The sequence below is a fragment of the Jatrophihabitans lederbergiae genome, from assembly GCF_031845305.1.
In the GTDB taxonomy this organism is placed as follows: domain Bacteria; phylum Actinomycetota; class Actinomycetes; order Mycobacteriales; family Jatrophihabitantaceae; genus Jatrophihabitans_A; species Jatrophihabitans_A lederbergiae.
Genome location: NZ_JAVREH010000074.1, coordinates 1 through 12,896, shown reverse-complemented (window position 1 = coordinate 12,896; position 12,896 = coordinate 1). Strand labels below are relative to the sequence as shown.

The window sequence follows — 12,896 nt, the reverse complement described above, 5'->3', positions numbered from 1 at the left end:
CCCAACCCCGCGTCATCAAAAGAAAGATGCCCAAATGGCACGTCAAACGCGCCCACCACGCCACCTGGCCCCGACCCCAACACCCACCCATCTACCAGATCACAACCCACTAACTGAACGGTATTAGCCCTAGCCCTGCTTATTCGGGTCGATCGCGAAGTTGATGTCCTTGCAGTGAGTTGATCTTCAACCGTCGGGTCGTGTGGCCGGGCGTGCTCGTTTGCCGGGCTCGGGTCCCGGGTTGTCCGTGATCTTCGTTCGGATGTGGTGGCCGTCGGGTCAGGTCAGCGGTGTGGGCAGCGTGGCGAGGCGGTGGAACGCGCGGGCCAGGGCTGGTGCCCAGCGCCAGGTGCGGTCGAGTCGCAGGCGGAGTCGGCGTCCGCCTCGCACGAGTCGGGCTGCGGTGTGCAGCAGCCGGTAGCGCAGCGCCTTGGGTTCGGCCTTGGCCAGGGCGGGTTCGTCGTGCAGCAGGATGGTCTGGGTCCAGGCGATGAGGTCGATCGCGGTGAGAACGCAGGCCAGCCAGGCTTGGTTGATCGCGAACCGCTTGGAGGGCATCCGGTTCAGGCCGGTGTCTTTGCCGCAGCGGATGCGGTCCTCGACGCGGGCGTGGGCGCGGTGGCGGGCGTCGAGCCAGGCGAGCTGCCCGGTCTGGGTGTCGGTGGCGAAGCAGGTGTAGCGCCAGCCGTCTCGTTCTTCGATCAGGTCCAGTTGGGCGCCGGGGTGGGGTCGTTCGCGGCGGGCGATGACCCGCATCCCGGCCGGGTAGTCCCGCAGCGCGCCGGTCGCGAACATGCCGGTCAGTTCGAGCACGCCGGCGCCGTCGCGCGGGTCGCCGTCGCCGTCGATCGCGGGCGTCCACGCGGTCTCGGGCAACTGCGCGATCGCGGCATGTTCGCGGGCGCCGACCGCCCAGCCGACGCTGAATTCGCTGTCCACGCCCTGATCGCGCAGGCTGTGCAGGTGCGCGAGCAGCGCCTTGGATGCGCCGGCGCCGTCGAAACGGATCAGGATCGGGTAGCCGTGCCGGTGCTCGGCCGGGATCTGGGCCAGGGCGGCGTCGATGACCGCGATGTGATCGACGGCGGTGTTCGAGCCCGCGTTCCCGGGTCTGAGCATCCCGGTCAGGGCTTCGTTGGTGTTGTCGCAGAACGCCAGCACCGGATGAAAGCCCCACGACCGTTTGAAGGTGGCCGCTGCCTGATCCTTGTCCGAGTGCGCGATCACCAGGGTGGCGTCCTCGTCGATCACCAACACCGGCCGTCCATCGCGCGCGAGCAGCCGCGCCCCGGCAACCAACGACGCAGGCAACACTGTGCCGGTGGCCTCGCCGCGCTGGGCCCACGCCACCTCACGGGCCGCCGCCCGAGCCGCGTCGACCGCGCCCAAGTCTTGCGCGGTGACCGCGTCCAGGACCCGCCAGCAGGTCGTGTCCGAGGCCACCGGCCCGAACACGCCGGGCTGATCAGCCAGCGTCGCGATGTCGCTGATGCACTCACCGCCGTCGGCGATCATCACCGCCAGATCCGTCAGCACCCGACCCGGATCATGCGCCGTCTGCGGCGCGGTCCTGGCCGCGAACACCGCCGACAGCTGCGCGGTCAACGTCGTGCGATCCGCCAAATCGGCCAGCAACCGCAACCCGGCATGCGACACGACACCGACACCATCAGCCGACACTTCGACAGCAGGACGAGTACGAGTAACGTGCACCTCGAAAGTGCCTTCCTGTTCGGTGACTCTGGACCTTCGCAAGCTCAGAATCCCTTACCGGGCAGGCACTTTCGCTCATCCACACACCGACAACACCAACGATCTTGAAGCGTCAGGGCTAGTCATAGATTCCTTCTAGACGATCGATTCCAAGGGGTCCGGCGGCGTGTTGCGCTCAGGAGGGCGTTGAAGGGTGCCCAGGATCGGCGTGCTTACCCGACGCCGAACAGGAGGTTCGCGTGGACGCCGACCTGGACACCCTTGCGACCGCACTCTATGCCCGTACCGACGATCTGCTGAAGAGCCATCCGGAGCGCCTTCCCTACCGGCCCGCGGTCGGGATCGCCCCAAAGATCGGTGACGCCGAGGTCATCACGCTGGCGGTGATGCAGGCGCTGCTGGGACACACCAGCGAAGCCCGCTGGCTAGGGCACGCAGCCGCCCACCTCACGCACCTGTTCCCCTATCTGCCCCAGCAGCCGGGCTACAACAAGCGGCTCCGCAAGCTGGCCGCGACGTTGAACTGGTTGGTCGGAATGCTCAGTCGCGACACCAGCTTGTGGACCGACGACGTGTGGGTCCTCGACTCCACCCCTGTGGAGTGTGGCCGTTCGCGGGAGACCACGCGACGCTCAGACCTGGCCGGTTGGGCCGAGTATGGCTACTGCGCAAGCCATTCCCGCTACTTCTGGGGACTTCGGCTGCACCTGGTCGCGACCCTGCACGGCCTGCCGATCGGATACGCGCTGACCGGCGCGAAGGCCGACGAACGTCAGGTCCTGCTCGACCTACTGCACGACGACCCGACGCTGGCCGGCTCCCGACCAGGGCAGATCCTGATCGGCGACAAGAACTACTACGGCCGCGACTTCGAAGCCGACCTCGCCGACCAAGGAATCCAACTGCTGCGACGGGCACGCAAGGGCGAACCCGAACGGCCCGGTGGCAGGTTCTTCAAGCCCCTTCGGCAGACCGTCGAGTCGATCTATGACACCCTCAAAGGACAGCTCGGCCTCGAACAACACGGCGGCCGCACCACCACCGGGGTGTTCGTCCGCGTCGTACAACGCCTCCTGGCCTTGACCACTGCGATCCGGCACCCTAACCACACCGGACAGCCCGTTAAGCGCTCGCTACTCGCCTATGACCACTGAGGGCTTGGAATCAATCATCTAGGGGACGGGCACCTACCTCCTGGACCTGCTCCGACCCGGTCGGCACGCCCTACTGACGCGGCGCTGCACGTCATCGAAGCCTACTTTCGAGCAGACAGGGGATCCATGCGCTCGCTCGTCACCGGCGGCGCCGGTCTCACTCGGCTGCGCACCGAACTGGGCTGGAACCCACGCCACCGAGAACACCTACCGGCGTCCGGGCGCTGAGCCACCCGGCCACCATCCATCAACATCGAGGAGAGCCATGACAAGCACCATCATCGCCGCCCCGCCCATCAGCGGAGAGACTGCACCGATGCTCCAGATCGCTGCTGGACTGGCCGGCCGGGGACACCGGGTGACCTTCGTCGGCGGCAGTCGCTTCGCCGCCCAGGCAGAAGCCGCAGGCGCCACCTTCGTCCCGCTGGCTGGTGCTGCTGACTACGACGACCGGCGCATCGACGAGGCGTTCCCGGACCGGGCGAGGACCCAGCCCGGCCCCGAACAGCTGAACTTCGACTTCGCACACCTGTCCGGTGACGGGATCCCCGCCCAGCACGACCTGCTGCAGCACCTGCTCCGCGCGGACCCCGACCAGGTGGTCATCACCAACTCGACGTTCCTGGGGATGTGGCCCGTCGCCCTTGGAGCATCCGGGATCCGCCCTCGGCGCTGGATTGCCGTCGGAGCGAACCCGCTGGGCATGAGCAGCGGCGACACCACCCCCTTCGGCCCCGCTCCCGTCGAGCCCGGCATGAGCGCGAAGACGGCGAACCTGGCCGCGAACGCCGCCCTGCAGGAGGCGCTGCGGCCCTCGCGGGAGCACATCGAGCGCATCGTCCGCTCCCTGGGCGCGACCGGGGACGTGCCGGGGTTCATGGACGGCGTCGCGACGGTGCCCGAGGTATTCTGCGCACTGACGGTCCCCGGCTTCGAGTTCCCCCGCAGCGACGCCCCGGACTCGCTGCGCTTTGTGGGTCCGCTCCCGGCGCCCAGCCCGACGGACTGGTCCGAGCCGGCCTGGTGGCCCGAGCTGGACACCGACCGCCCCGTCGTGGTGGTCACCCAGGGGACGCTGGCGAACCGCGACCTCGGCGAGCTCGTCGGGCCGGCGCTGACCGGGCTGGGACAGGCCGGGGTCCTGGTCGTTGCCGCCCTGGGCAGGGACGTCGCAGCGCTGCCCGTGCAGGTGCCGGCGAACGCCAGAGTGGAATCCTTCATCCCCTTCGGTGCCCTTCTGCCCAAGGCGGACCTGTTCATCACCAACGGGGGCTTCGGCGCGACCCAGCAGGCGCTCGCGGCCGGCGTCCCGGTCGTCATCGCCGGCGCGACCGAGGACAAGCCCCTGGTCGCGGCGCGCGTCGCCCAGCATGGTCTCGGCGTGGACCTGCGGACCTCGACGCCCACGCCGGCCCAGATCGCCGATGCCGTGGCAGCCGTCCTGGGCGACGCCGAGATCAAAAGCAACGTCGAGCGGATCGCTGAGGTCTACGCCGAGTACGACGCCATGACGGCGATCGAGCAGATCGCCGCGCAGGAGCGATCCTGACGTCGGCGTCGTCGGCGCGGCTGGAGCTCAGTGGTGGCAGCGATCGGTGGAGGCCCAGAAAGCACCGCTCGGCAGTGGTCGATGACCGGGTCACGGTCGCCTGACGCGCACTGACACGTCCGGGCCTGGTGTCAGTCCTGGGGCTCACCCACGGAAGCTGCCGACCACGCCGAGGAGTTCCAGCTTCTCTGTAGTCGCGCTTCGCGGGACGGGCGTCAACCAGAGCAGTCGCTGCGTGCCGCCATGTACGGCGGGTCCAAGGCTGCGCTGCGCGCATGCGTGCGGGGCTGGATCCAAGAGGTCAAGGGCACCGGCATCCGCCTCAACATGTTCAGCCCCGGTGCCGTCGACACGCCTTCGATGCGGTTGGAGTTCGCAGGAGCGTCCCGTGCCGACAAGGTCGACGAGCGGGTCGCGGCCATGGGCCAGGGCATTCCGATGGGGCGGCTGATACGTCCGGAGGAGGTCGCCAAGTCCGTCGCGTTCCTGTCCAGCGAGGACGCGAGCGGCATCACCGGCGTGGAGCTCTTCGTCGACGGCGGGGTCGCCCAGACCGGCGGAGTGCAGCCCGGGCCTGCCCGCCAGCCGCGCCACGACAGCACGAACGGGTCCAAGATGCGTGATGGCAGCGCAGGCACGCGGAGGCCTCCAGTCACAAACGGTCAGCAACTCCATGCGGGGCACCCCGTGCCTGCCCGCGCCGGACTTCACCAGCCGACGACGATCACGCCTATTGGCGGGAGCTCTGCGTGTCCATCAGGCTCCGCGTGTCCATGGTGGTCAGTGGAGTGCCGGTGACCACGGCGGACCTACGGCAGTGCGGGACAGCCGGGGTCCGCGGCGTCCTCGGACAGCGGAGTGCCCTTCGGGTCCACGTAGAGGACGTCGAGCACCACGGGGGTCGTTCCGGTGTTCACGCCGCGGTGCACCTTGTCCGCACCACTCTCCTCGAGGATCGTGCTGCCGGGGGCGTAGGTCGCGATGCTCGTGCAGTCGGCCATCTCGTGGGTCAACGTGCCGGATTTGACGACGCCGTAGAGCGTTCCGTCGTGCCAGTGCCATCCCGTCGTCCCGCCAGGCTGGATGGTGATCTCGCGCAGGACGTAGTCGGTGTTCCCGACCGTGAACTCGGCGAGGAGCTTCGCGGCCACACCGGCCGGTGGGGTGGCCACGGCGGCGGAGGGGGCACCGATGACCAGACCTGCGGTCACTGCTGACGTCATGAGCACCGTGACGACGGCGCCGGGGCTTGAGAACTTGAGCATGAGTGTCTCCAGATCGTGGGAGGGGTGGTGACGGAACTCGGGTGGGGGCGCTCAGCGGGCGACCGTGCCCTCGACGTGGTCGCTGTCGGTGGTCTCCATCAAAGTTATCAGCGTGCGCAGCTCGCGGCCGGTCGCCTCGATCGGGTGGCCCTCGGCCTCGGCGCACAGGCGCGCGAACTCCTGGCGCCGCGTCCTGATCCTCGATGAAGCGGCGGGCGAAGGTGATGTCGGGCAGGACCTCGTTCAGCCGGGCCCGCACCGAGTCGTCCACCAGGCGCGGGTCGGAGACGTATTCGCCGCACTCGGCGGTGTCCGAAAGGCTCCAGCGCATCTTCGCCGGCCCACCTCCGTACATCAGGTCGACGATGAGCTTCATCTCGTGCAGGCACTCGAAGTAGGCGACCTCGGGCTGGTACCCGGCCTCGGTCAGGAGCCCTTCGACGCCCGGCGTGGCACCCCGCGCGCACCAGCGACGGGACAGCAGGCACTGCGGGCCTTGAAAGTCGGCCACGACCGATCCAGCCGGGCTACGGCCAGCCGTGCCGCACAACGACGCTGATCCGGCGCGGGCGGTGGAGGTGACCGGGAAACCGCAGACCGTACGGCCGTATCCTCCGCCCGGGCAACATCGCCGCGGCCGCGATTCACCTCGCCAGCGAGGAAGCGGCCCGAGTGCACGGCACGTCGCTGGATGTCGACGGCGGTCGGGGCTCGGTCGCAGCCTTCCGCGCCTGAGCACAGTGGCTGGTGCGGTGCCGGTGTTGCTGCTGGGCGAGGCGCGCAGTGGCTGGGCCCGGAGGTGAGAGGGCGGCCCTCGCGGGACTGGTCGGTCGTCTCCTGGAGAGGCCTTCCCCGGAGCCTCGCCGCGCTCGATGCTGCTACCCCGTCCGCGCCTACTCGCCCGAATCTCAGCCCCTGCCGCTCGCGCCGTCCGTGATGAGGAGGCGCTGGGTCAGGTCCATGGCCGCGGCGGGACGAGCGGTTCCATCAAAGGCCACAGCCCGTCGGTGACGACGTCCGTGGCCGGCGAAGTCCCCCGCACGCGGGAGGTGCCCCCAGCCAGCGAGGACATGCCTCACTAGCCTGCGGCGACGCCGTGCTGATCACCACCACACATCGGCAACGTTGCTGCTGCTACGGTCGATCGAACCGAAGATCCTTCGCAACCGTCGTCCCTGATCGGAGCCTTCATGGCGTCCACCAGCGCGCCCTCCCCCGCCCAGGCGGCCACCGCCGTCGCCCCGTCGGGCGTCCCGCGTCCTGGCGGGCCCGGGCTGCTCGCCGGCCGGACCGTCTCCCGGGTCGGCTACGGCGCGATGCAGCTGGAGCCTCTGCACCACGACCGCGGCGCCGCCCTCACGCTGCTGCGCCGGGCCGTTGAGCTCGGCGTCGACCACGTCGACACCGCGCACTTCTACGGCGACCGCTTCGTCAACGGGCTGCTGCGCGAGGCGTTGCGCCCGCAGGACGGCGTGCTCGTGGTGAGCAAGGTCGGCATCGACCCCGACGCCGGCGGCCGGATCCCGCTGCGCTTGGCCCAATGGCCCGAGCAGCTGCGGGCCAGCGTCGAGGACAACCTGCGCAGCCTCGGCGTCGACCAGCTCCCGGTCGTGAACCTGCGACGCGCCGACACCGGGTTCGGGCTGCGGGCCGAAGGTGACCAGGTGGTCGACCTCGACGACCAGCTCGCGGTGATGATCGCGATGCGTGAGGAAGGAACGATCGGTGCGATCGGGCTGAGCAACGTCGACCTCGACCAGCTGCGCCGAGCGATCCCGGCAGGGATCGTCTGCGTGCAGAACGCCTACAGCTTCGTGAGCCGCCAGGACGAGGCGATGCTTGACCTCTGCGTCGCCGAGGGGATCGCCTGGGTTCCGTACTTCCCGCTGGGCGGTGCGTTCCCCGGTGTGCCGAAGGTCACGGACGAGCCGGCGGTCCGCGCCGCGGCCCAGGCTCTGGGGTGCACGCCGGCGCAGCTCGGTCTCGCCTGGCTGCTGCGGCACGCCCCGAACACGCTGCTCATCCCCGGGACCGCGGACATCCAGCACCTGGAGGCCAACCTCGCCGCCGGCGCGGTGGTCCTCGACGACGCCGCGCTCGCCGCACTGGACGCCGTCGCGTCACGCTCGGCGACGGTCCCGCTCGACTGAGGACCCCGGCGGCGGTCACCGCCGCCGACCCCGCTGCATGACGCCGGACGTCGGGTCGCGGCTCCGGCGCGCGTCCGTGCGGTGCAGGAGAGCCCAGACGCCCAGGGCGCACGGTCGCTCTTAGCTTAAGCGGCGACCGTGCCTCGCCACGGCTGGCTCGGTAACGAAACAGTCGATCGCAGCGATCGCCGCGGCCGCCGGGCGTATCGTCTGGGCATGGTCCGTGCCGCGGTCGCTGTCCTCCTACTGATCTTCGTGGCCGGATGCGGCTCGACGAGTCGGGAGTCGTCTCACGGATCGACGCCTGTCACGCAGCCGGTGTCCGGGTCCGGTCTGGTCACCCGCCCGGTGCCCTCGCATTCTCGACAACCCCTGGAATACTGCGGAACGAAGCTTGCTGGATACGTGTGGCCGGTAATTGTCGCAGCGGCACGATTGAGCGATCAGCCCGTGAGGGTGGGGCCGCACTCGCAGGTCGTGATCGAGGTGGCCCGAAGCTGTGCCCAGCGTGTTCAGGTCCAGGCGCGGGGTGCTCTGCGAATCCTCCACGCCTATCCCAGCCCAGCCGGATCTGTTGCGGTCGAGGTGTCAACCGCGGCGGGCGTCGGCACCCTTGAGCTGATCAGTGCTGGGCACACCGAAACGGTCAGTTTCCTCGCTGCCTGACACGGGCTGGGATAGTCGAATTCTGCCTATTGCCCCCCTTAGCGGGATAAAGGCCTACGCTCCGCCCATGTTCGCACGCCTGGTAATCACCGTGACCGCTGTGGCTGCTTGTTCGGTAGGGCTTGCTGCGCCCGCGATCGCGGCCCCGTCCGGAAGCCAGCCGACGGTCATCGCGCACGTCGACCAGTGCGGCGGCGCGGTGACAGTGCGACACCCAGCGCACGGAACGCTCACCGCGCAGCAGGCCGGCATGCCCAAGGGTGCGAACCTCTTCGCCAAAGCTGCACGCATGCACGCCACCTGGTTGACCGACGTCCCTTGCCGCGCCGTACGCAACAGAAACCCTCGCCCGACGGCAAGCCCAACCCCAACAACCGCCGTATTACCAGCAAGCGGCAACTGGTCTGGCTACGTGGCTCTGACCACCGCCCCGACCTACGCCCAGATGGAGTGGCACGTCCCGTCGGTCAAATCCAACGACCAAGCCGCCTACTCCAGCATTTGGCCAGGAATCGGCGGATACAGCGGTACAGGCAAGCTCATCCAGGACGGGACAGAGCAAGATGTGACCGCAGGCGGCGCACAGACTGACTACTTCTGGTTCGAGATCGTTCCAGGCGAGTCCGAGCAGGAAGTCACCAACCTGACCCCGAGAATCGGAGACGACGTCGCGACGGACATCTCCTGGGCCTCAGGCACCGCCACCTTCGCCATGTGCGACTACACCCGCGGAGGATGTGTCACCGGCTCACAGTCCTCGACCGCGCCCGGAAACTCCGCCGAGTGGATCGTCGAACGCACCCAAATCAACGGCCAGCTGCCTCAGCTCGCCGATTTCGGCAGCGTCAACATCACCAACGCAGGCTACGACGAGACCCACCTCGGCAACGTCGAATACACCATCGCCAACGGCGGCCAATCCCTCACCATGGAGGGCAGTTCTGGTGACGTCCTGGCCGCGCCCGGCGGCGTGTCAGGTGGAACCACGTTCACCGACTACTGGCACCACTACTCCTGAGCCCCCTCGCCGAGGTAGCAGGGCAGCGTCATCTGCCGAGACGTGCTACATCGGCGCGGACCGTAACTACTCCGGAGCTACGAAGTTCGACTGCTACGCGATCTCACCTCGCCGAACGCCTGACCAGTGGTCCGCGTCCCGTGCTTAGCGCACGATCCTGCAGCATTGCTACTCACGCCCCCCTCCCCCGCGCGGATCCAAGGCCACCGCGTTCTCTACGAGGGCTGGCCAGAAGGGCGGGGGTGACCGTCGGCGCGGTGGCCGTGTCGACGGACACGGCCCTGGCTGGGCAGTCGAAACCAATTTCCCCCGGCTACGGCGTGCTGGTCGTCTTATGTCCAGCGGAGGGTGTCCTGTTGGTGAAGGCGTGGGAGGCGTTCGAACCACGGGTTGGGGCCGGGGTGTCCGATGTTGATGACGAGGATGGCATGCCAGCGGCCGTCGGGGAAGAATTCGGCGTCGATGGCGGCGGCGTCGAAGCCTGACATCGGGCCTGCGGCGAGGCCGTGCGCGCGGACGGAGAGGATGTAGTAGCCGGCTTGCAGGGTGGCGTTGAATGTGCCGCTGGTCGTTCTCATCGTCTCGTTGGCGGCAAAGACATCTTTGAGCTCGGGTTTGAAGGGCAGCAGCGTCGGTATGTGCTCATGGAACTGGGTGTCTACCGCTAGGACGGCGACGGCGGGCGCGGAGGCGGTCTTGGTCCGGTTGCCCTCGTTCATGTGTGGGACCAGCCGCTCTCGTCCGGGTCCGGTTCGGAGGTAGAGGATGCGCAGGGGCTGGGTGTTGGCTGAGGTGGGCGCCCATTTGGCCAGGTCCCAGATTTCGGCCAGTTCGGCGTCGCTGACCGGGGTGGGTGCGAACGTGTTCGCGGTCCGGGCGTCGGTGAACAATGTCGCCCGCCCGGCGGCGTCCAGGGTGGCCAGCTGGGCTGGCGTTGATGTGGCGAGATCGGTCATGGGAAGCTCCTACGGGTTTGTCCGGGGCTGGGATGCCGCGCTTCGTGACTTAGAAGAGCGGTCGCTCGATGAGGTTGCGCAGCACGAGGGCGTTGGGGACCTCGATAAGCCGGCCGCCTTCGTCGGTCCGGCCCAGCTGCACAGCGGCCAGCCCGAGATTGCCGACGAGCTCGGCGATCTCGTCACCGGCGTCCGGGAAATCGGTGGCGATGAAAATGACTCGCCGGCCATCGTCGGGGTTCAGTTCGGCCTGCAAGGTGTTCGCCGGCAGCTGATTGAAGGCTTTGACGACCTTCGCGTGGGGCAGGTGCTCGGCGACGTATCGGGCGGAGGTCCGCCCGTTCAGGACCGCGTCCCGGTTGGGCGTGTAGTGGGAGTTGGTGGTGTCGATGACGGTCTTGCCGTTCCAGTCCGGCAGAGACTTGCCAAATTGCTCGACCGCCCCGAACGGAATCGCCATGAAGATCACGTCACTGGCCAACGCCTCCTCCACGGCTACGGCATGAACGCCCGGCCCGATGGAGGACGCGAGTTCGGAGATGGACTCCGGTCCTCGGGTGTTGGCGATGCTGACCTCGATCCTGGCCCGGGCGAACAGCCGGGCCAGTGCAGAGCCGACGTTCCCGCTGCCGACGATCGCAGGCCGCGTTGGTGTCGTCATGTCCGCCTCCTTATCTAGTTAACGTGTGAACCAAAGGTTACGAGCTGTTGGTTCACATGTCAACCAGGGGTATCGTCAAGGCATGGCGGTGCGATGGTTGGACCCGGGAGAACAGCGCGCCTGGCGCAGCCTGATGGACATGCAGGACGGCCTGTCTGAGTTCATCGATCGCCAGCTCCGTACCCGGTGCGGGCTCTCCCACGCCGACTACCAGGTCCTCGCCCATCTCTCCGAAGCGCCCGAGGGCCGGCTCAGGTCCTTCGAGCTCGGCGAGCTGCTGCACTGGGAGAAAAGCCGGTTGTCCCAGCACCTGGGCCGGATGCAGAAACGCGGCCTCACATCACGGGAGAGATGCCGCACCGACCAGCGCGGCGCCGTCGTCGCCATCACCCCGCGCGGCAGCGATCTGATCGAGGCCGCAGCCCCGCAGCATGTTGGCGACGTCCGCGATGTCCTCATCGGCCACGTCACCGCGGCCGAGTTGGAAACGCTCGTCACGGTCTCCGGCAAAGTGCAGGATCGTCTGCGTGCGCTGGGGAAAGGCGGGGTCGGGTCTTATCCTGGCTGCAGCCTTGGCCAAGGACATGACCTAGACCTAGACCGCTAGCACGCAATCGAACAAATTCGCAAGCCGTCCCTCGGCCACGAGCACACCATCAACCTGATCGGCCGCTACCCAATCCAGCATCACCGTCCTCACCGGCGACCCGCGCGGTCGCCCCGGACGGCCTGGGCGCTGATGATCGACCCTTCCGCTGCAGCCTGTCGCAGGAGCGGGCTCGTTCCTGCTCAAGTTTCCACTCGCCGATGTGGACCTGCTCGCCGTGGTCTTCAACCTGACGATGTCGGCTTGACCCCGACCCGCCTGCACTACGGCGCGCGAGCGCACGCCGTAGTGTCGCCGGCGGCGGGAAGCCGGATCGGGTGAGGTGTCGACCGACGATTGGCAGTGCACAGAGGGCGACGGTGACGCACCTAGGCACGAACTCGTCCCGGGATCTTCGCAACGGCGCTGCCGTTGTCCTGCGACAGTGCAGTTGCCACGGTGATTGGAATGGACGTCATGACCCGGCCGGCGACGGCGACGCGATCGAGAGCGTCGGCGATCCCACCGTCATCCGGGTTTGACCACGCCACGATGGGGTCGCGCTGCCGGCGAACAGTGGTCGACCTACTGGGGCGGTGTCGCGTTGGCCGCCCGAGGCGAACGATCTGTGGATGGTTTCCATGGCGAGGGACGCTCGTGGGTACCCGATGTAGCCGGCCAGCAGTGTCATCAGTGCGCTGAGTGCGTCTTCGTCGAGCCCGTGCTGCCGGCCCAGCCGCAGGTGGGTGCTCAAGCGGTCTCCGGACACGCCTTGGCCGGCCAGGGCGGTGATGATGGCGATGCTGCGGTCGCGTCCGGTGAGAGCGGGGTGCGACCATGCGGGTCCCCCGGCTGCGTGAAGTGCCTCCTCGGCGAACGTCGACCCGACACGCGCGGCGAAGACTGCAGGCACCTCCTGCTCAGGAACCCCGAAGATCTTGGCGTAGGCCGAGATGCCGCCCGCTCGTCTGCTCCGGGATTCCCGCGCGTCCGGGATATCGCTCATCGAGGTTTTCCTTCCTGGTCGTCACGCACAGAGGCCACTAGGCCGGTCACGCCACATGCTCGGCGCACAAGCAGCCCACCCCCTGCTCGATCCATTCCTGCCCGGACCAGTCCGGGTGCCGCTCGATCATCAGTGCTCGGACCTCGTCGACGATCGTCTCCTCGCTCATCGA

The 12,896-nt window shown here is 68.2% G+C and carries 10 protein-coding genes and 3 pseudogenes; 7 read left to right on the top strand and 6 right to left on the bottom strand.

Translation table 11 applies throughout. From position 1 onward, the window contains the following. Nucleotides 1–279: 279 nt before the first annotated feature. On the bottom strand, nucleotides 280–1,713 hold the full coding sequence (locus tag RM423_RS22630; protein ID WP_311425314.1) for an IS1380 family transposase: 1,434 nt from the start codon (nucleotides 1,711–1,713) through the stop codon (nucleotides 280–282). Nucleotides 1,714–1,952: 239 nt separating this feature from the next. On the opposite strand from RM423_RS22630, the gene RM423_RS22625 reads away from it, so the two are divergent. From RM423_RS22625 to RM423_RS26020, 3 genes and pseudogenes are all read left to right on the top strand, one after another. Beyond that, complete coding sequence (locus tag RM423_RS22625) at nucleotides 1,953–2,867, top strand: IS982 family transposase (protein ID WP_311425313.1); 915 nt, start codon at nucleotides 1,953–1,955, stop codon at nucleotides 2,865–2,867. A gap of 265 nt (nucleotides 2,868–3,132) precedes the next feature. Further along, nucleotides 3,133–4,416: a nucleotide disphospho-sugar-binding domain-containing protein gene (locus tag RM423_RS22620; protein ID WP_311425312.1), complete on the top strand. Its 1,284-nt coding sequence runs from the start codon at nucleotides 3,133–3,135 to the stop codon at nucleotides 4,414–4,416. A gap of 240 nt (nucleotides 4,417–4,656) precedes the next feature. Continuing rightward, nucleotides 4,657–4,968 (top strand): annotated as a pseudogene (locus RM423_RS26020) (SDR family oxidoreductase); the annotation flags it as partial. A gap of 257 nt (nucleotides 4,969–5,225) precedes the next feature. On the opposite strand, the gene RM423_RS22610 reads toward RM423_RS26020, so the two are convergent. Together RM423_RS22610 and RM423_RS26015 are read right to left on the bottom strand one after the other, a co-directional pair. Further along, nucleotides 5,226–5,681 (bottom strand): cupin domain-containing protein, encoded by a 456-nt coding sequence (locus RM423_RS22610; RefSeq protein ID WP_311425310.1) that lies wholly within the window; start codon nucleotides 5,679–5,681, stop codon nucleotides 5,226–5,228. 51 nt (nucleotides 5,682–5,732) lie between these two features. Continuing rightward, nucleotides 5,733–6,111: pseudogene (locus RM423_RS26015) on the bottom strand (ketol-acid reductoisomerase); the annotation flags it as partial. Nucleotides 6,112–6,284: 173 nt separating this feature from the next. On the opposite strand from RM423_RS26015, the pseudogene RM423_RS26010 reads away from it, so the two are divergent. The 3 genes and pseudogenes from RM423_RS26010 to RM423_RS22595 form a co-directional block, all read left to right on the top strand. Then, nucleotides 6,285–6,416, top strand: a pseudogene (locus RM423_RS26010) (SDR family oxidoreductase); the annotation flags it as partial. 455 nt (nucleotides 6,417–6,871) lie between these two features. Continuing rightward, nucleotides 6,872–7,831 (top strand): aldo/keto reductase, encoded by a 960-nt coding sequence (locus tag RM423_RS22600; RefSeq protein ID WP_311425308.1) that lies wholly within the window; start codon nucleotides 6,872–6,874, stop codon nucleotides 7,829–7,831. Between the two features lie 733 nt (nucleotides 7,832–8,564). Beyond that, nucleotides 8,565–9,515: a G1 family glutamic endopeptidase gene (locus tag RM423_RS22595; protein ID WP_311425307.1), complete on the top strand. Its 951-nt coding sequence runs from the start codon at nucleotides 8,565–8,567 to the stop codon at nucleotides 9,513–9,515. A gap of 332 nt (nucleotides 9,516–9,847) precedes the next feature. On the opposite strand, the gene RM423_RS22590 is transcribed toward RM423_RS22595, so the two are convergent. Together RM423_RS22590 and RM423_RS22585 are read right to left on the bottom strand one after the other, a co-directional pair. Continuing rightward, on the bottom strand, nucleotides 9,848–10,471 hold the full coding sequence (locus RM423_RS22590) for a malonic semialdehyde reductase (protein WP_311425306.1): 624 nt from the start codon (nucleotides 10,469–10,471) through the stop codon (nucleotides 9,848–9,850). Nucleotides 10,472–10,520: 49 nt separating this feature from the next. Next, on the bottom strand, nucleotides 10,521–11,132 hold the full coding sequence (locus tag RM423_RS22585) for an NADPH-dependent F420 reductase (protein ID WP_311425305.1): 612 nt from the start codon (nucleotides 11,130–11,132) through the stop codon (nucleotides 10,521–10,523). 82 nt (nucleotides 11,133–11,214) lie between these two features. Between RM423_RS22585 and RM423_RS22580 the strand changes: the two genes are divergently transcribed. Next, complete coding sequence (locus RM423_RS22580; RefSeq protein ID WP_311425304.1) at nucleotides 11,215–11,739, top strand: MarR family winged helix-turn-helix transcriptional regulator; 525 nt, start codon at nucleotides 11,215–11,217, stop codon at nucleotides 11,737–11,739. Nucleotides 11,740–12,193: 454 nt separating this feature from the next. Here RM423_RS22580 and RM423_RS22575 read toward each other — a convergent pair whose 3' ends face one another. Then, entirely contained in the window at nucleotides 12,194–12,724 is a 531-nt protein-coding gene (locus tag RM423_RS22575; protein ID WP_311425303.1) for a carboxymuconolactone decarboxylase family protein, read from the bottom strand. Nucleotides 12,725–12,896: the final 172 nt, after the last annotated feature.